Source organism: Cryobacterium sp. TMB3-10, assembly GCF_004402305.1.
GTDB classification, from domain to species: domain Bacteria; phylum Actinomycetota; class Actinomycetes; order Actinomycetales; family Microbacteriaceae; genus Cryobacterium; species Cryobacterium zongtaii.
Genome location: NZ_SOGH01000031.1, coordinates 165591 through 182605 on the forward strand (window position 1 = coordinate 165591; position 17015 = coordinate 182605).

Here is a 17015-nt window from a genome sequence, read left to right on the forward strand (position 1 = left end):
AACTCTTCGGTGAGGTCGAACTCGACCTCGCCCAGCACGGCCTCATAACGGACCTCGACCGGGCGCTCGACACGCGCACCTGGCATTACGTCCGTTCAGCCATCAACCGCCTACTCGACTCCGACGAGTCGTCCTGGCTCAAGAAAGAGGTGATGGCCCTTGTCCGGAAGCGCAATGCACGAAGCGGGCTCGATCGGGTTCCGTCTGGCCATAATCGGCAAGCAGGTCTTCCAGAAAGACACTGACGACGCTGAGAAATCAGTCGTCAAGCTGGGCAAGTCCGCGAAGGACTCAGCAGCCAAGGTGGCGCCACTCGGCGATCAGGTCGACAAGACCGCGAAGGCTGCGAAGGGTGCGAAAGCTCCCCTCGATGACGCTGCCGGGGCCGCTGACCGGCTCGGTGGTGCGGCTGAGAACGCGAACCCCAAGGTCGAAGAGACCGCGGCGAAGGTGGCCGAGCTACAGGCTGAGTCCGAGGAAGCGGCGACGTCTCTCGGCACCCTGGCTGTGGGCATCGGTGCGGCGTTCGCTGCTATGGCCGTGCTCACGGTCGGCGCGTACGCCACGTTCGATGAGGCCAGCTCGAAGACGGCCGCCGCGACCATGGCGACCCGCGAGCAGCAGGATCTCCTCAAGGCTTCCGCGATCGAGCAGGGTGCGGCGTCGGTGTACTCCGCTACCGAAGCGGCTGACGCTCAGACGGAACTCGCCAAGGCGGGGGTGTCGGTCAACGACATCCTCGGCGGCGGCCTGTCGGGCTCTCTGGCCCTCGCAGCCGCAGGTGAACTCGCTGTAGCCCGAGCTGCTGAAATCGCCGCCACGACTCTCACAGTGTTCTCGCTAAAAGGTGACCAGGCCGGGCACGTCGCCGACCTTCTCGCCGCCGGCGCCGGGAAGGCTCAGGGGTCGGTCGACGACCTCGCCCTCGGCCTCGACTACGTGGGCGTCACTTTCGCCCGCCTCAACATCCCCCTCGAAGACACCGTGGGCACGCTGGCACTGCTGGCCGCCAACGGTCTACTGGGTGAGAAGGCTGGCACGGGCTTGCGCTCGGTCATCTCCTCCCTCACGTCACCGGTCGCCAAGGCGTCCGAAGTGATGAAGCAGTACAACATCGACGTGTTCGACGGCACTGGCAACTTCATCGGCATGGCCGGTGCGGCCGAGCAGCTGAAGATGGGCCTCGGTGACCTCGACGAGGAAACCCGCTCCGCAGCACTCGGCGCCATCTTCGGCGCTGAGGCAGCAACGGCCGCGGGCATCCTTTACTCGTCCGGCGCGAAGGGCGTCGAGGATTGGACGAACAACGTCAACGACCAGGGCTACGCCGCCGAGCAGGCCGCCATGAAGACGGACAACCTCACCGGCGACCTCGAACGCCTCGGCGGTTCGATGGACTCCGCGCTCATCAAGACCGGTTCCACGGCGAACGACGTCATGCGCGAGATGGTGCAGATCCTCTCCGGACTGGTCGACTGGTACGGCTCTCTCGACGAGGGTGTGCAGGGCACCGTCCTCGCGGTCGGCGCCGGCACGGCTGCTGTGTTCCTCTTTGGCGGCACGGCCTTACTCGCGATCCCCAAGATCGTTGAGTTCCGGGCGGCCATCGGGGCGCTCACCACAACAATGAAGGGCACCGCTGCTGCAGCGGGGCTCATCGGTGTGGCCATCACCGCCGCAGTCGTCATCCTTGGCGCGTTCGGTGCCCAGCAGGCCGACGCCAAGGCTCGCACTGATGCGCTCAACGACTCTCTCGACCAGAACACGGGCGCGTTCACCAAGAACACCCGCGAAGCCGTCGTCTCGAACCTTGAGAAAACCGGCGCAGCGAAGACCGCCAAACTGCTCGGCATCAGCCTGGGCACGCTCACCGACGCAGCACTCGGCGAAGGGAAGGCGGTCAAGGAGGTCACTGGCATCCTCGCAGAGCACCGCGCGGAAGCCGACAAGTCGGGCAACCAGAGCAGCATGCTCCGGGGCTCGTTCAACTCCATCGAGGAGGTCATCAACGCCACCTCAGGCGAACTCGCAGACGCGAAGGTTGCCTGGCGCGAGCACAAGGACGCCATGGGCGAATCCACCGTCGAAGCGGAGGAAGCGGCCCCGGCCTACGTAGCCGTCGAGGAATCCATCGACGGCGTGATCACCTCAGTGTCAGACCTCGCCACTGAGCTCGCCAAGCTCAACGGGCAGAACCTCGACGCACGAGAGGCTGCTCGGGCGCTCGAGGAGGCTTACGACAGCTTCGACGAGTCCCTCGCAGAAAACGGCGCAGGACTCAACGAACTCGGCACCGACCTGGACACCACCACCGAGGCCGGGCGGGAGATGCAGTCGAAGCTCGACGACATCGCCCAGGCAGCGCTGGACACCGGTCAGGCGATCATCGACTCCGGTGGGAAGTACGCCGACTACCAGGCATCGCTCCAGGCCAGCCGTGACGCTCTACTTATCCGCATCAGCGACCTCGGCATTACCGGGCAGGCTGCGCAGGATCTGGCGGACGACATCCTGGCAATCCCGACCGCTGCTGAGGTGCAGGTGTTCGCGGACACGGAGGCTGCGGCTGCTCGGCTGCTCTACATCCAGAACCTGATCGACGGTATCGGCGGAACCATGGCCGTGCACGTCGCCAACGGCCGCGGCGGTGGCGGCATGACCATGAACGAAGCTGACGGCGGTGTGGTGTCCTACTACGCCAACGGCGGCATCCGTGAGAACCATGTCGCGCAGATCGCCAAGGCCGGGGCCATGCGCGTGTGGGCTGAACCGGAAACGGAAGGCGAGGGGTACATCCCCCTGGCCCAGTCCAAGCGCGGCCGTTCCACGGCGGTGCTCGCTGACATTGCGGGGAAGTTCGGCTACCAGCTGGTCCCGGCTGGCGCCCAAGCCTTCGCAGGCGGCGGCGTCACCGGTGGATCCTCGGGACCCGCGCCCCGCGGCGACGTGAGCATCATCGTCAACCCACCGCCCGGCTCTGACACGGCGCGCATCGTCGCGCTCGTCAAGGTCGAGGTTCAAGAGATCCTGAGGAGTGCATGATGGCTGATCCACTCGAAGGTCTCGACGTCGAGTACGGCCCGCTGCGCATGTTCGGCGGCGGTGATGCGAACGCCCTCGGCTGGCACATCACCGAGATGGAGGACTGGACAGACGGTGTAGACCTCGAGGTCGAGTCGATCAAGATCCCCGGATCTGACGGCTACTACGACCTCGAGGGCACGCTGTCGTCCCGGTCCCCCGTCATCCGGGGGTATGCGCTCGCGCCGACCCTCGGCGACCTGGGGCAGATGCGCGACGCACTCAAGAGCGTCATGGGCAAGCCGCTGCAGAATCTCACCGTCAAGCAGTTCGGCGACACCCGGTTCGCGCCGGCAAAGGTAGACACGAAGCCGCGGTTCACGCCTCAGGGCGAGTTCCCCGAGGCGACGTTCTCCCTGCTGCTGCACTGCCCGAAGCCGCAACAGTTCGGCGGCCTCAACGGCGACACGGTTGCGACCGGCGCCACACTCACGGCGAACAACTACGGCAACCGCAAGGGCACCGCAACACTCACCGTCGACGGCAACATGCCCAACGGTTACACCATCGCAGGGCCGGACGGGAAGCTCATCACCGTCACACAGCCGGTAGTCCCGGGCAGCCCGCACAACCTCGACCTGGGCGGGCGGTTCCTGCGCATCGGCGGGGTCATCGTCATGGGTGGCATCTCTCGCTTCGACCAATGGGCCATCCCCGGCGGGTGGAAGGCCGACATGACCTGCATCCCGGTCAGCGGTTCAGGCACGTTCGGCTACTCAGGGAGGGACACCTACGTATGACGTTCACCCACGAGTTCGTCTGGACCGCCACTGGTCAGCCCATCGTCTCCGTCTACGACCCGTCATCCTCGGGCTGGGGGCGGGCGCTGGGCATCGCGGCCGGCCAGAAGACCACCGTGTTCCAGTTGGGCGACTCGAACGCTCCCGACTACGACTGGCGTTCAGTGTGCAAGCCCTGGGACGTGTCGATCGTCACCTCCTGGAATAAGGTCCCGATCTACTGGGGCATCATCATCGGCGCCAAGTACAACCGGGCGCAGAAGGAGTGGACGGTCCGACACGTCGACTTCCGGGCCATCCTGGCCAGGCGGTACACGTTCGGCACCAACGGCTACTCCGGGGACACCGCGGACAACATCCTCAACCTCGCCGGGTTCTCGCTCGCAGCAATGATCCCCTGGATCATCTGGGCTGGCACCCAGGGCGCATCGTCCAACTACGGTCTGCCGATCAAGGCCGAGACGGGCATCCCGCTCGGCAGCACGTGGGGCGACCAGTCCGGACCGTACACCCGCACTTTCCAAGACTTCAACTTCACCACCGTCGAGGATGGTTTGCAGGAAGTCCAGACCATGCCCAACGGGCCCGACGTCGACCTTGAGCCGAAGCTGGACGCGGCGACGAACTGGTACTACATCAGCCTGCGCGTCGGCACCCCGCGCCTCACCGGCAAGACGTGGTGGTTCGACCTCGACTCCGATACCCCAGCGCTCACGGACGTGAACCTCGACATCGACGGCGTGAAAATGCGCAACGTGTCGTTCGCCATTGGAATCGGCGCCGAACTACTCATGCCAGTCAAGACGGCGCGCACTGTCACCTCGAGCGTCGCATTGGAGGGCCAGGAGCAGTACAAGGGCAAGGAGGACGGCGTAGAAGCGCTGCAGGCCCACGCCGACGCCGACCTGGCAACGTACACCGACGCGACCGAGCAGTGGACGGCCACCATGTTCACCGGCGGGCTGCGGGATTCACAGGGCGTCATCGCCCCGAACGTCAACGCATTCCGCATGGGCGACATCCTCATGCTCCACTCCACCGGCGACCCGCTGATGGACGACGGGTGGTCGCGCCACGAGCTCGTCACCCTCGACGGCGACATAGGCGACACCTTCTCCCCTGGATTCCAACTGATCGGCGGCGCCTGATGCAACGAGACATCCCCGGCCGCAATGCCGAGAAGGATCAGGTCCTACAGACCCGAAACCTGGGCACGACGATTCCACTCCGGAGCACCTCGGTGACGGACGGCCACACCGAGTTCAACGGCAACGAGTCCCTGCTGGTCAAGGGTTCGCAGAAGGTGTCCGGCTGGCTCATCGTCACGGGCACGCTCAAGGTCGTCGGCGCATTCCTCCTCGAGGGTGCCACGACGATGACGGGCAACCTGGTCTCGTCGGGCACGGCGCTGTTCACCGGGGCGTTTACCTCACGCGGCACCACGCGGTTCGAGGGCGACACTTCCCAGGTTGGACCGTTGCACATCATCGGGGCGACCGACGCGACGGGTGCGTTCACATCGAAGGGCGTGACCCGCTTCGAGGGCGACACGACGCAGGTCGGCCCGCTGCATGTCCAGGGCAACCAGGACAACACGGGCACGCTCGGCATCAAGGGCGTGACCACGCTCGAGAGCGACCTGAACGTGACGGCGGGTGGCCGAGTCAAGGCCGGGAACACCATCATCACATCGAGCGGTGTCGTCGGCTCCACCACGTCGCTGCTGCTCTCGTCGGCCACGGGCACGACGGTACTCGGTGACTTCGCAGTCACCGGCGCCAAGTCGTTCCGCATCCCCCACCCTTCGCGCGACGGCTACTCACTCACGCACGGCTCAACCGAGTCCCCAGTGAGCGGCACCGAGTATTGGGGCACGGGCACGCTGGACGCGACAGGCGAGTGCAAGGTGTCGTTGCCCGCGTACTTCGAGGCGCTGAACAAGCCCGGGGGGCGCGCGGTCATCGTGTGCCCAATCGGCCGACCGTTCGCCGCCGGCGCCGACGAGATCACCGCGGGCAAGTTCACCGCCTACGGGACTCCTGGCCGCAAGTTTGCATGGCTGGTCAAGGCGGAGCGAATCGGGGCCGACTTCGTGGCAGAAGCGCCCGCCATCGCAGCAGAGGAAGCCGCGCCCGATTTGGGGCTAACTGACGAACTCTGAGCAGTACGTGGTCGCGGCCCAGGTCGCAATCACGATGTCGTTGTATCCGCTCATCGGCTCGCCGGGGGCGTCGCCTTCCACGATGTCGATCGTGTCGCGGGTTCCGCCGGTGCCGTATAGGTCACAGGCAGCGTGCCCGGCGGCTACGAGCTCGGTGTCGGTGGTGTCGTTCATGCCCTTGAGGCGCAGTCGCACCTCACGCAGATAGTCGGTGTCGCTGCCCTCGGTGATCGCGGGCGTCGTCAGTCCGTCGTCGGGCTCGAGGGCTACTGGCTCAGCGCTCGGCTCTGCACTGGCAACTACCTTCGGCGCTGCCTTCTCCACCGCAGCGCTCGACGCTCCTGCACTGCACCCGCCGAGCACCAGCACAACACCAACGGCGGCAACCAGCTTCAGCGTCTTGAACATGGCCGAAGCCTATACCTCACTCACTCTTTACGATCACCCCCTTGGAGGGCACATGGCCATTTACGCCAGTAGCTACACGGACTGCGGGCTGGCCTCGCTGGCCTCGTACGCGCCGAAGATCACATGCACCCTCTCGGAGGAGGCGTACCGGCTGGACACCGGGGGCATGCTCTCCTGCCGACCGGTCGCCGCGATCCTCGCTGCTGACGGTTCGTTCACCGTGGATCTGGTGCCGAACGACCGCATCGCCGGGAACACCTTCTACTACGTGAAGGCGACCTACCTCGACGAGACCGGGGGCATGGCGCAAATCGACTTGTTCAAGGTCTACGCCCGAACGGGCAGCGGAACCCTGATCGACATGGCCATCCCCGGTTCGTGGGCACCGGCTTACCTGATCGTTTCCGATTATCAACCCAACCCTTGGCCGGTCGGCTGGGTGTGGGCGAGCGAACTTACTGGCGACGTAAATAGGAGGACCGCATGATTATCGAATACATGGGCAACTGGCGTGGGGCTCGCGGTGATCGTGGGTTGCGTGGTGTGCAGGGTTTGCCTGGTGCGGAGGCGACACCTCAGGATGCGGCGGTCGGTGCATGGCTTGGGCCTGATGTGACCAGCGCCACGAAGACCGCAGCACAAGCGTTGGATGATCGTGCTGCTGGGGATGCGCTCGCTGATGCGACCGCGCTAGGCAACCGGCTGACCAAGGTCGGCGTGGTCATCGGGTTGGGCGCTACGGGCGAGTTCGACAACCTCAAGGTGGAGTCGCTGACTACGATCTTTTCCCCCGAGGCGGGCCGTTTCGTCGGCGTGTACACCGGCTACGGCAACAACGTGGGCGGCATCGAGCGGGCCAGCATCGGGCGCGCGTACTCCGACGACGGGATTGTCTGGTATAAATCGGGCGTCATGCTGTCACCGTCCGGGGTCGCGGGCGCGCCGGATCAGAACGGGTGCACTGGCCCGCTGATCGTTTACGAAGACGGGCTGTACCACCTGTTCTACATCGGCCTCACCGCTACGGGGTACGAGGGCGGCACGAAGACGATTTGCCGGGCCACGTCGCCGAGCCTCACGAACCCGTCGTGGACTCGCCAGGGCATCGCCATGCAGGCACCCTACACGGGGACCAGCTGGTACGCCGCTGGCCTGTGGCACCCGTCGCTGATCAAGGTCGACGGCCTCTGGTACTGCTACCTGAACGCCTCCGCAGCAGACGGCAAGGAACGCATCGGTTTCGCGACGGCAACAACCCTCGCCGGGCCGTGGACGTTCGCAACCCCGCACGTCATCGACGTGATCGCAGGGCAGGACATTGCGGGAGACCCTTGCATCACCCGTATCCCGGGTGGGTACCGGATGGACTTCTTCCGGGCTGGTTCTGCCATTGGTGCGCGTGACTATTACGCGACCACCACCGAGGAGCTGTTTCCGTGGGGCTGGACGATGGGTCTTGCGGGAGCGGCAATCGTTTCCCCATCCGAGACGTACGACTCCCTGTACGCGCACAAGCCGTTCATCGCACAGCGGGGCGGGCGCACGTTCCACTACTACACGGCGGTGAGTGCGACGGGCGGCAACCCCCGAACCGTTGCCCTTGCGATGGAACCGGACCCGTGGGCGTACCAGACGATCATGACCACGGAATCGGATGTGGCGCGCACCACATCCGGCACAGCATGGGCGACCGCAGCGAAGTCCACGGCGTTCTTCGACGCCAAGGACAAACTGAACCTGCAAGTGCGCATCCTGGTTCGTGGCGCATCAGGCGCGACGAACACCCTCACAGTGCGAGACTCCGTAACACTCGTGGAATGTGCCATCGCTAGCGGCACCGCCTGGGCAAACGCCGCCTCACCATGGAAGACCGTCGATAGGCCCGGCGTGTTCGACACTCATTGCGACTTCCGCTCGAGCGATGCCGGCGTAGTAACTCTCGGGTCCATCGCCTACGAGTTCCGGTGGATCCCCCGCTAACACCCACCTCTGAACGGGAGTCCTTCGGGGCTCCCGTTCCCCATCGAAGGAGAGACACCTATGGTCCAGATCGTGAAGACTGCCCGCGGTGGCATCACCTCGGAGCATGGCGAGAGCGTTGGCCGCTCAAGGCCGCACATTGGGGTCGATATTGGCCACGGTAATTCGACGAATGAAGACCTGCTCATGGTCGCGCCCGCAGGTGGTGTCGTCACTGCGGCGGGATGGTCCGGCACCTACGGGAACCGCGTCATCATCACCCACGCAGACGGCACGTGGTCGCTGATCGCGCACATGGACTCCCTCGCCGTGGCCAAGGGTGACCAGGTGAAGCAGGGCCAGAAGATCGGCGTCATGGGTCGCACCGGTGGGCCGTGGGGTTCGATCGCCGGCTGGTTCGTCCACGGACACCAGGAGTACCACCTCGCTGACGGGACAGCCGTCAACCCCCTCGACTACCTGACCTCAACCGCCGGATCCGGCGCCAACCTCCTGGAGGACGACATGCCCCTGAACAACGACGACGTAGTCAAGATCCTGAACGGCGAGTTCGACTCCGGCCTGCGGAACGCGGACGGCTCCCCACGGTGGATGAGTATCGCCGGCGCATTCAAGAGCCTCCTCTGGTACGAGGACCGCATCCACGGAATGGCTGAGAAGATCCCCGCCGACGTGTGGGCGCACCCGCTCGTGCACCCCCTGGCGAAGGTGGACGGCCAGCCCGCGCGTGTTGCGGCGGGCGAGCTGCTGCGTTACGAACCCGCCGAGCACGAAGCCACGCGGCGCTCTGTGGCCGCTGCGGTTTCCAAGAGCGGCATAGACATCGACTACGACGAACTGGTGGCATCCCTCAAAGGGTCCGGCCTCGACCCGCAAGCGATCGCCGTGTACTCCGCTGACGAAGCCGACCGGCGCGAACGCGAACGACTCGGCAAGTAGCAATGCCCTGCCGCCACAACCCGGGGAGCCTGTGCACGCATGGGCCCTCGTGCGACTGGTGCAAATGCTCAACACCCGCGGTCGATTTTCAAGGATCGACCGCGGGCTGATCCCTTCCATGCACTAGCCACGAAAGGGGGTAGCTCATGGTAGCTGCTCCACCGCACCCCTATAGCTCCACCCAGGAGCGCACATGCCCGAATGGCTGACCGGCGCAGCAGCCGTCGCCGTGTCCGCGGCCCTCGGGTTTCTCGGCTGGATTGCCACCCGCAAAACCGATACCGCCCAACGGGTGACCAGCCTCGAGGCCCGCATCAACGACCTCGAGCGCAAGTACGGCCGATCCGGCGACTACATCGAAGTCCTGCGCGAGCACATCAACACGGGCAAGCCGCCGCCCTCTCCGCCGTACCCGCCGAACTACTTCGACTAGGAGCCCCATGAAGCTGCAGAAACCAATGATCGTCGTCGCCTTGCTCACTGTGGCCGCCGCGACGGTCGGCCTGAGCGCTGTCAGTGTGGGCCAGTCAATCGCCGCCCAGGAGCAGGCGGCACTCATCGCGCAATTGGCGAACAACTCCGATGCACTCCGTGAGCAGGTGAAGGACACCGGGGAGGTGCCTGTCGCTCCTGCCGCCGACAAGGTGGTGGAGAAGTCCGGGGCACCGGGTGCACCTGGTGTGAACGGCCGCGACGGTTCCTCGGGTGTCAACGGCATCAACGGCGCGGACGGTCCCCCGGGAGCCACTGGCGCGCCGGGCATCGACGGCGTGAACGGCCTGAACGGTGCGGCGGGCGTGAACGGCTCCGATGGTGCGCCGGGTGCCCCCGGAGCGAACTACACCACCCAGCCCGCAGACGGCTTGCCCGGACCCCAGGGGGAACCGGGCCCCGCTGGTCCTCCTGGCGCGACTGGCGCTGATTCAACCGCCCCCGGTCCGGCTGGACCCTCTGGTGATCCTGGCCCCTCAGGCGTCGGAATCGCCGCGATCCTCTGCGACCCTGACGGCCGCTGGCACTTCACCCTCACCGACACGACCGAGCTCTACGTAGACGGTCCGTGCCGAATCGTCGCAACACCCACCGAAGGAGAACTCCCGTGACCAACACCACCCCCACCCAGCTCGCGTACCCGTGGACTGCCACCGCCCGCACCATCGCGCAGACAGTCGCCGGGGTCATCCTCGGCGGGTCCGCTGTGATCGCCACCATCGCCGTCCTCGCCCCGCAGTTCCTCGCCGCGGTCGCCGACATCCTCCCCCCGACGTGGCTCGCCTGGGCTACCGGTGCGGTCGCCACCATCGGCGCTCTCGCCGGTGCGTTCGCCCGCATCATGGCCGTCCCCGGCGTCAACGACTGGCTGACGAAGATCAAGCTGTCCGCCACCCCCGCGAAGCACGAAGCGTAACCCGAATCACAGGAGCTCCACATGACCGTTGTCACCATCGCCGCGGCGGATATCGTCTCCCTCGGCGGAAGCCTCCCCCTGTCCGGGTTCATCGACGTGTGGCGGCTCACCCCCGTCGCGGGCGGGATGGACAAGTCCAAGGTGGGGTCGCAACGCGTCGCTGACGGGTCGCTCAACCTCGACTCGGCGCCGGCGGGCGGGGCAATCCTCCTCGTGCCGCGCGGCGTCGGTGGCCTGAACCAGCCGTGGGCGGTCATCCCTCCTTCTGGCGAGATCAGCCTGGTCAACCTGATCGCCCACCACTCGGTGAACCCGGGCACGGTCGAGCCGACACCGGACGAGCAGGCATCGTGGGCGCTGGTGTTGGAGCAGATCCGGGTGATCAGCCTCACCACTGCGGATGACGCGGCAACGACCACGCAGAAGGCGGCCACGGCTGCCACGGCGGCGACCACGGCCACCGGAGCAGCTTCTGCGGCATCCGGTAGCGCGAGTGCTGCTGCGACCGCAGCGGGCAGCGCAGGGACGGCCGCGAGCACGGCAACGACCAAGGCCGCAGACGCCGAAGTCGCCCGCGCCGCAGCGGTCCAGGCGAAGACCGCTGCTGAGGCTGTTGGCACAACCACCGACACCGTCCTCAAAGCAATCGACGCGAACCCCGCCAGCCAGACTCGTGTGCAGCAAGACGCCCGGCAGGGCGTCACGTTCCTGAATCGCACCGGTGCGGCAACCCGCCTCCGGGACGCGGGAGACGGGCTCCCCACGGCCGCAGTCGACGTGCGTCACCGTGCACCGGCCGGCTACATCTTCCACGCCGTCAGCGAGGCAGGTTCGGGCGGATTCCTTCAGGCGTACGGCACCGACGAGGGCAGCGCCGGCGCAGTCCTCCGGTCGCACAAGAATGGGTCGGCATCCGAGCACGCCATTCAGCACGGCGGCGCATCCATGCTGAACTACTGGCAGGGATACTCCAACTCGTCACTGCTGACGGGCGAGGTGTTCAAGGGGAACCAGGGCATCAAGCTCGTCTCCAAGTCGGGGCAGGGCTTCGGCGACGGTGTAACCACGGTCGGCTCGACCACGTTCACCTCCGCACTCGCTGGCTTCACGGCGGGCGACGTGGGCAAGTCGATCAGCCAGACCACCACGCGCGGATCCACGGCACCAAGCGGCTCCATCCCAGCGGGCACAACGATCATCGCCGTGGCATCCGCCACCTCGGTCACCCTGAGCAACCCGGCCGCCTCCAACGCCGTCACCCTCCCGTTCCTGGTCGCGGGCCGCGCCCCGGATGCCACGCAACCGCTGCTCAGCTTCTACGATGACAACGGCTCCACCCTGCTCGCCCAGATCAGGCGTTCCGGTGTGGATTTCTTCACGGCAGACAACCCCGGCACCGCCGCTTTCTCGATCACGTCCAGCGGAGTCATGGCCGCACGGTTCGGTTCGTCACTGTCCAACGTGCTCGCGTCGGGCAGCAACGGTGTCACCATCGCCAACTACCAGCCCGCCATGCACACCGTGTTCATCAAGGGTGTGGCCGCGCAGACAGGTGACCAAATCCACATTGAGGATTCCACTGGTGCGATCCAATCGCGGATCAATAAGGCCGGCTACATCATGACCCGCAAGAACACCCCGCCACTCGTCGGAGACATGGCAAACAACGAAGGCACCATCCACTTCGACGGCACTGCCGGTGCCGAGAAGTGGTACCTCTCAATCCGCAACAGCGCAGGCGCGCTCATCACGAAACAGGTCCAAGTTTTATGAACACAGCTGCACTCCTCGCCCTGATGGGTGACCTTTACGCCCAGATCGCAGACCTCACGGCCGAGAACGATCGCCTCCGCGCCGCGCAGGTGCCGACCGAGTAGCCGCTGCGCCCTGCCCCAACTAGTCACGCACCACCTCCGAGCCCCGCTCGTCATCTTCGGATGGCGGGCGGGGCTTCTTCGTCGTTCACCGCACGAGCACGGCCACCCGGCACGACGGGCACACCCAGAACGGCCGCTCGACAGTGCCCGCCGGCGTGCACGGCGCCAGGCAGGACGGGCAGTGCGGCGCGTCGATCCAGTCGAGGTCATCCATGGCGGGGAGTGTACGCCTCACTCCATCGCGGGCAACAGCTCCACCATCTCTGGGCAGCGTGCCGACGTCGCGTAGACGATGAACTGGCCAGCGTCACCGGCGGGCACGTCCTGGTCGATGAGTGACTTGAGCGCGCGCACCCATGCCTCGTTGGCGTCGGCGGTCTCCATCGTTTCGCAGACGCTTTTCGCTGCCGCTTCTAGCCCGGCATCGTTGTAGGTGGCGTAGAAGTCGATGCTGTTCGATAGTTCGCGGAAGTCTCGATCTGAGAGCTGTTCGGGGGGCGGCGCCGCGCACCCCACGAGAACGACGAGAGCGATCGCGCTCGCGAGAGACGTGGTCGCCATCCGGCTAATTCCGCGCAATTTCAACCCCCGTTGCTGTCAGGGTTGCTGTAAGGCTTTTGGCCTCAGGCTGCGATCCCTGTGTTTCACTGGGCCGCCTATCAGAATCGAACTGATGACCTATTCATTACGAGTGAATCGCTCTACCAACTGAGCTAAGGCGGCGTGAGACCGAATACTTCCCGAAGAAAGACGCGCGGCGACACAGCATCCAAGCTTAGTCGATCGGGGAGGTCACGGTGTACAGCTCACGGAAGGACTTGGCGACCCAGGCCGACAACGGGGTGCAGTCATCCGCTTCGGCCCAGCACCGCCAGGCATGCCGGGTGGCAGCCATGGCGATCAGGGTCACCAGCAGCGCCCGCTGGGCGAGGGCCCCCGGGTCCTCGGCGAGGTGCGGGGCGTCGGCGGTGAGCCGGCGCTCGACGATGTGCTGCAGGCCGGCTTCGAAGTTGCGCAGGGTGGCCATCCGCATCGTGAAGAGGTAGCTGTTCTCTTTCATCACCGCGCGGCGCAGCTCGTGGATCTCCCGGTCGCCGTCGGTGTTCTGCAGGCTCCGGCTGATTAGCCCGGCCAGGTCGGTCATCACGTCGGAGGGTCCGCCGGCGACGAACCGCTCGATGTCCTCGTCGCAGGCCAACTCCAGTTCGTCGCCGACCAGGGCGGAATCCTTGGAGGCGAAGTAGTTGAAAAACGTGCGCGGCGAGATGGCAGCGACCCGGCTGATCTCCTCGACGGTCACCTTGTCGATGCTCCGCTGGGCGCAGAGGGTGAGCACGGCACGCTGGATCTCCCGGCGGGTGGCCAGGCGTTTCCGTTCCCGCAGGCCTGGTTCGTCAGCAGCGCCCATCTGTCAGCACATCGGGTCGGCCGCGGGCACGATGCCGTCGATCAGGTAGCTGTCGACGGTGTCGTTGACGCAGGCGTTGGACTTGTTGTACGCGGTGTGACCCTCACCCTCGTAGGTGACGAGCTGCCCGCTGTCGAGCTGCTCGGCGAGGTTCTGTGCCCACACGTAGGGGGTGGCCGGGTCGTTCGTGGTGCCCACGACGAGGATCGGGGCCGCGCCGGTGGCGTGGATGGCCTGGCGCTCCCCGGCGAAGGCGTGCGGCCAGCTGGAGCAGGAGATGTCGCCGTAGGCCATGTACTTGCCGATTGTGGGGGCGATCTGCTCGATCTGGGCGGCCTCGGCGCGCATGGAGGTGAGGTCGTCGTTGTAGGCGTAGTCCAGGCAGTTGATGGCCGTGAAGGCCTCGGTGGAGTTGTCGCGGTAGCTGCCGTCGGGGTTGCGGCCGTTGTAGCCGTCGGCGAACTGCATGGCCCCGTCGGCACTGCCCTGCAGCACGCCCTCGAACATGTCGCTGAGGTTGGTCCACGCCGTCGCCTGGTAGAGCGGGTAGATGATCGCGGTGAGCAAAGCGTTCGCGCCGAGCTGGCGGCCGTCGGTGGCGGTGATCGGGCTGGCATCCACCGACGCCAGCAGCGCCGAGATGGTGGCCATGGCGTCGTCGACGGTGCCGTCGAACGGGCAGGCCGAGCCCGCCAGGCAGTCGGTGAGGTAGGCGCGCAGGGCGTTCTCGAAGCCCAGCGCCTGGGTGCTGGTCACCTCGAAGTTGCTGGTGGACGGGTCGAGGGCGCCGTCGAGCACGAGCCGGCCGACCTTGTCGGGGTACAGCTCGGCGTAGGTGGCACCGAGGAAGGTGCCGTAGGAGAAGCCCAGGTAGTTGAGCTGGGCGTCGCCGAGCACCGAGCGCATCAGGTCGAGGTCGCGGGCGGCGCTGCGGGTGTCGACCTGGCCGAGCAGGGCCCCGGTCTCATCGCTGCAGGATGCGGCGAAGTCGGTGGCGCTGGCCTCCAGCTCCTGCACCCACGCGTCGCTGCCGCGCTCGGCGTCGGCGATCCCGTAGAGGTATTCGTCCATCTGCGCCGGTTCGTAACAGGCCACGGCCGAGGACTTGCCGACCCCGCGCGGGTCGAACCCGACGATGTCGTAGCGTTCCTGCAGGGCAGCATCGGTTGCGTAGTCGACGGATGCCTTGACGAATTCATAGCCGGAACCGCCGGGTCCGCCGGGGTTGAGCAGCAGCGACCCGAGCCGGTCACCGGTGGCGGGTTGGCGCACCAGGGCGAGGTCGACCGAGCCGCCGGCCGGGTCTTCCCAGTCCAGCGGAGCCGACACGGTGCTGCACTGCATGCCGTTGTCGCAGTCGGACCACTGCAGCACCTGGCTGTAGAACGGATCCAGCGGCGCATCGACCTTTTCGCCGGTGGGCGTGGAGGTCGACGGTGCGGGCTGGGGCATGAACCACGTCACGCAGCCGGTCAGGCCGAGCGTCACTGCCACCGCGGCCGCCATGGTCGTGAATACGCGAGTGCGCTGGGTCACTGGGTTCCTCTTCTCTGGTGAATCCTGTGCATGTGCGGCGACTGCCGTCACCGTCGGATCATCGACACCAGCATGGCCTCGAGGGCCAGCGCCGGTGCCACGTTGGCTTCAATTCTCTGCCGGGCCAGGGCAATCGCATCCATCGTCGCGACGGTGGTCGCCGGCGGGCAGGCCCCGGCGGCGCGGCGCAGTTCGGGCAGCAGCTCGAGGTTGATGATGGTGCTGTCCCGGCCCAGCTGCATCATCATCACGTCGCGGTACAGCGAGGTGAGGTCCACCAGGATGCGGTCGATGCCGTCGCGCAGGCTGCGGGTGGCGCGGCGTTTCTGGTCGTCTTCGAGGTTCTTGATCTGGCTGCGGAGCGCGGGCGGCACCGACTGGCCGGGTTCCACGCCGAGCGAGCGCAGCACACCCTCGCGTTCGGCCGCATCCCGCTCGATGGTGATCGCCTTGGCGTCGTCGCCGGCGATGGCGAGCAGTCGGGCAGCGGCGTTGACCGCGGTGGACACCCCGGTGAGGCCGAGGGCGGCGCGGAGGGTCTCCTCACGGCGGGCGCGGGCCTCGGCGTTGGTGGCGAGCCGCAGGGCCATGCCGATGTGGCTCTGCGCCTCACGGGCGGCCCGTTCGGCGACGGCCGGCTCCACGCCGGTGCGACGGATGAGCAGCTCGGCCACCGCGTCGATGCTCGGCACCCGCAGACGCACGGTGCGCACCCGGGAGCGGATGGTGGGCAGCAGGTCGGCCTCGCTGGGGGCGCAGAGGATCCACACCGTGCGTTCCGGCGGCTCCTCCAGCGCCTTGAGCAGCACGTTGGAGGTGCGCTCGACCATGCGGTCAGCGTCTTCGACGACCACCACGCGGTAGCGACCCACCGACGGGGAGTACTGCGAGCGGGCCACGGCTTCCTTCACGGAATCCATCTTGATGATGACGCCCTCGGTGCTGAGCACGGTGAGGTCGGGGTGGGTGCGCGCGTCAACGAGCCTCTGGGTGGACTCGTCGCCCTGCGGCGTGCCGGGGCTGAGCAGCGCGGTCGCGAAGGCGAAGGCGAGGTTGGAGCGGCCGGAGCCGGGCGGGCCGGTGATCAGCCACGCGTGGGTCATCGAGGAGGAGGTGCTGCGGACGGCGGCGCTCGTCGCGGTGGCGGCATCCGTAGCGGTAGCGCTCGACAGGGAGGCATGGGTGTCGGCGTCGGGGTGCTCGAGTGTGGCGACCGCTCCCGGGCGCTCTGCGGCGGCACGGAAGATGGCGATCGCATCTGCTTGACCCGTCAGGTCGTCCCACACTGCCATTCGTCAAGGCTACCCGGAGCCGGTGACAGCCGGGTGCGGGTGCCTCCCCCGCGCGCAGCGCATCGAGTTGCCGGTTGAGGCCCCCTGAGTGCTCTCTGTAGGGCGTCAACTGGCATCTCGCGGCACCGCATATCCGCCCACTTGCCGCAAGATGCCCCCTCCTGGCGGGCGAAAGGGGGTTTTGC

17 protein-coding genes and 1 tRNA gene are annotated in these 17015 nt (G+C 66.6%); 11 read left to right on the forward strand and 7 right to left on the reverse strand.

Going from position 1 to position 17015, the window contains the following annotated elements; all coding sequences use genetic code 11:
* Nucleotides 1-159: 159 nt before the first annotated feature.
* From E3T22_RS16895 to E3T22_RS16910, 4 genes are read left to right on the forward strand one after another with little or no spacing between them, the layout of a single operon-like run.
* Nucleotides 160-3042 carry a phage tail tape measure protein gene (locus E3T22_RS16895; RefSeq protein WP_134481136.1) on the forward strand — a complete coding sequence of 961 codons (2883 nt, stop codon included), beginning with the start codon at nucleotides 160-162 and terminating at the stop codon, nucleotides 3040-3042.
* Nucleotides 3042-3821, forward strand: a complete 780-nt coding sequence (locus E3T22_RS16900; protein WP_134481135.1) for a hypothetical protein — start codon at nucleotides 3042-3044, stop codon at nucleotides 3819-3821. Before E3T22_RS16895 ends, E3T22_RS16900 begins: the two co-directional genes overlap by 1 nt.
* A complete protein-coding gene (locus tag E3T22_RS16905) occupies nucleotides 3818-4969 on the forward strand; it encodes a hypothetical protein (protein WP_134481134.1) in 1152 nt (383 codons plus the stop codon). Before E3T22_RS16900 ends, E3T22_RS16905 begins: the two co-directional genes overlap by 4 nt.
* Complete coding sequence (locus E3T22_RS16910) at nucleotides 4969-5982, forward strand: hypothetical protein (protein ID WP_134481133.1); 1014 nt, start codon at nucleotides 4969-4971, stop codon at nucleotides 5980-5982. Before E3T22_RS16905 ends, E3T22_RS16910 begins: the two co-directional genes overlap by 1 nt.
* Here E3T22_RS16910 and E3T22_RS16915 read toward each other — a convergent pair.
* Entirely contained in the window at nucleotides 5965-6390 is a 426-nt protein-coding gene (locus E3T22_RS16915) for a DUF732 domain-containing protein (protein ID WP_134481132.1), read from the reverse strand. The two genes, E3T22_RS16910 and E3T22_RS16915, sit on opposite strands and share 18 nt — an antisense overlap.
* A 52-nt stretch (nucleotides 6391-6442) precedes the next feature.
* On the opposite strand from E3T22_RS16915, the gene E3T22_RS16920 reads away from it, so the two are divergent.
* From E3T22_RS16920 to E3T22_RS16950, 7 genes are all read left to right on the forward strand, one after another.
* A complete protein-coding gene (locus tag E3T22_RS16920; protein WP_134481131.1) occupies nucleotides 6443-6877 on the forward strand; it encodes a hypothetical protein in 435 nt (144 codons plus the stop codon).
* A complete protein-coding gene (locus E3T22_RS16925) occupies nucleotides 6874-8370 on the forward strand; it encodes a family 43 glycosylhydrolase (RefSeq protein ID WP_134481130.1) in 1497 nt (498 codons plus the stop codon). The genes E3T22_RS16920 and E3T22_RS16925 overlap by 4 nt, the downstream gene beginning before the upstream one ends.
* A 60-nt stretch (nucleotides 8371-8430) precedes the next feature.
* Nucleotides 8431-9309 (forward strand): M23 family metallopeptidase, encoded by an 879-nt coding sequence (locus E3T22_RS16930; RefSeq protein WP_134481129.1) that lies wholly within the window; start codon nucleotides 8431-8433, stop codon nucleotides 9307-9309.
* A 193-nt stretch (nucleotides 9310-9502) separates the two neighbouring features.
* Nucleotides 9503-9742, forward strand: coding sequence for a hypothetical protein (locus E3T22_RS16935; RefSeq protein WP_134481128.1), 240 nt, complete (start codon nucleotides 9503-9505; stop codon nucleotides 9740-9742).
* 7 nt (nucleotides 9743-9749) lie between these two features.
* The gene (locus E3T22_RS16940) at nucleotides 9750-10412 is read left to right on the forward strand and encodes a collagen-like protein (protein WP_134481127.1); all 663 of its coding nucleotides are present in this window, start codon (nucleotides 9750-9752) and stop codon (nucleotides 10410-10412) included.
* The gene (locus E3T22_RS16945; protein ID WP_134481126.1) at nucleotides 10409-10717 is read left to right on the forward strand and encodes a hypothetical protein; all 309 of its coding nucleotides are present in this window, start codon (nucleotides 10409-10411) and stop codon (nucleotides 10715-10717) included. Before E3T22_RS16940 ends, E3T22_RS16945 begins: the two co-directional genes overlap by 4 nt.
* A gap of 21 nt (nucleotides 10718-10738) precedes the next feature.
* The gene (locus tag E3T22_RS16950; protein ID WP_134481125.1) at nucleotides 10739-12490 is read left to right on the forward strand and encodes a hypothetical protein; all 1752 of its coding nucleotides are present in this window, start codon (nucleotides 10739-10741) and stop codon (nucleotides 12488-12490) included.
* A 189-nt stretch (nucleotides 12491-12679) separates the two neighbouring features.
* Here the strand turns inward: E3T22_RS16950 and E3T22_RS19520 are convergent, their stop codons facing one another.
* The 6 genes from E3T22_RS19520 to E3T22_RS16975 form a co-directional block, all read right to left on the reverse strand.
* A complete protein-coding gene (locus E3T22_RS19520; RefSeq protein WP_255453129.1) occupies nucleotides 12680-12808 on the reverse strand; it encodes a hypothetical protein in 129 nt (42 codons plus the stop codon).
* 17 nt (nucleotides 12809-12825) lie between these two features.
* Nucleotides 12826-13155, reverse strand: coding sequence for a DUF732 domain-containing protein (locus tag E3T22_RS16955; RefSeq protein WP_134481124.1), 330 nt, complete (start codon nucleotides 13153-13155; stop codon nucleotides 12826-12828).
* An 89-nt stretch (nucleotides 13156-13244) separates the two neighbouring features.
* Nucleotides 13245-13317 (reverse strand) — tRNA-Thr (locus E3T22_RS16960).
* 52 nt (nucleotides 13318-13369) lie between these two features.
* Nucleotides 13370-14002, reverse strand: coding sequence for a TetR/AcrR family transcriptional regulator (locus E3T22_RS16965; RefSeq protein ID WP_088455190.1), 633 nt, complete (start codon nucleotides 14000-14002; stop codon nucleotides 13370-13372).
* 3 nt (nucleotides 14003-14005) lie between these two features.
* On the reverse strand, nucleotides 14006-15538 hold the full coding sequence (locus E3T22_RS16970) for an alpha/beta hydrolase (protein ID WP_370028220.1): 1533 nt from the start codon (nucleotides 15536-15538) through the stop codon (nucleotides 14006-14008).
* A 47-nt stretch (nucleotides 15539-15585) separates the two neighbouring features.
* Complete coding sequence (locus tag E3T22_RS16975; protein WP_134481123.1) at nucleotides 15586-16830, reverse strand: DNA polymerase III subunit delta'; 1245 nt, start codon at nucleotides 16828-16830, stop codon at nucleotides 15586-15588.
* Nucleotides 16831-17015: the final 185 nt, after the last annotated feature.

Coding starts and splice junctions, on each gene's coding strand:
- E3T22_RS16925 (WP_134481130.1), top strand. CDS start 6,874: ATGATTATCGAATACATGGGCAACTGGCGTGGGGCTCGCGGTGATCGT.
- E3T22_RS16955 (WP_134481124.1), bottom strand. CDS start 13,155: ATGGCGACCACGTCTCTCGCGAGCGCGATCGCTCTCGTCGTTCTCGTG.
- E3T22_RS16900 (WP_134481135.1), top strand. CDS start 3,042: ATGGCTGATCCACTCGAAGGTCTCGACGTCGAGTACGGCCCGCTGCGC.
- E3T22_RS16905 (WP_134481134.1), top strand. CDS start 3,818: ATGACGTTCACCCACGAGTTCGTCTGGACCGCCACTGGTCAGCCCATC.
- E3T22_RS16975 (WP_134481123.1), bottom strand. CDS start 16,830: ATGGCAGTGTGGGACGACCTGACGGGTCAAGCAGATGCGATCGCCATC.
- E3T22_RS16965 (WP_088455190.1), bottom strand. CDS start 14,002: ATGGGCGCTGCTGACGAACCAGGCCTGCGGGAACGGAAACGCCTGGCC.
- E3T22_RS16930 (WP_134481129.1), top strand. CDS start 8,431: ATGGTCCAGATCGTGAAGACTGCCCGCGGTGGCATCACCTCGGAGCAT.
- E3T22_RS19520 (WP_255453129.1), bottom strand. CDS start 12,808: ATGGATGACCTCGACTGGATCGACGCGCCGCACTGCCCGTCCTGCCTG.
- E3T22_RS16920 (WP_134481131.1), top strand. CDS start 6,443: ATGGCCATTTACGCCAGTAGCTACACGGACTGCGGGCTGGCCTCGCTG.
- E3T22_RS16935 (WP_134481128.1), top strand. CDS start 9,503: ATGCCCGAATGGCTGACCGGCGCAGCAGCCGTCGCCGTGTCCGCGGCC.
- E3T22_RS16940 (WP_134481127.1), top strand. CDS start 9,750: ATGAAGCTGCAGAAACCAATGATCGTCGTCGCCTTGCTCACTGTGGCC.
- E3T22_RS16950 (WP_134481125.1), top strand. CDS start 10,739: ATGACCGTTGTCACCATCGCCGCGGCGGATATCGTCTCCCTCGGCGGA.
- E3T22_RS16915 (WP_134481132.1), bottom strand. CDS start 6,390: ATGTTCAAGACGCTGAAGCTGGTTGCCGCCGTTGGTGTTGTGCTGGTG.
- E3T22_RS16910 (WP_134481133.1), top strand. CDS start 4,969: ATGCAACGAGACATCCCCGGCCGCAATGCCGAGAAGGATCAGGTCCTA.